The organism is Neisseria sp. P0009.S007 (assembly GCF_051962515.1).
In genome coordinates, this window is record NZ_JBQCVF010001101.1 from 1 (window position 1) to 271 (window position 271).

Annotated in this window: 1 rRNA gene; it reads right to left on the bottom strand. The window is 52.8% G+C overall.

Features of this window, described 5'->3' with window-relative positions:
* Positions 1–271 (bottom strand): 16S ribosomal RNA (locus ACTHS3_RS17905); the annotation flags it as partial.

The window sequence follows — 271 nt, forward strand, 5'->3', positions numbered from 1 at the left end:
GACTACTAGGGTATCTAATCCTGTTTGCTCCCCACGCTTTCGTGCATGAGCGTCAGTACAGGTCCAGGGGATTGCCTTCGCCATCGGTGTTCCTCCGCATATCTACGCATTTCACTGCTACACGCGGAATTCCATCCCCCTCTACCGTACTCTAGCTATGCAGTCACAGATGCAATTCCCAGGTTGAGCCCGGGGATTTCACAACTGTCTTACATAACCGCCTGCGCACGCTTTACGCCCAGTAATTCCGATTAACGCTTGCACCCTACGT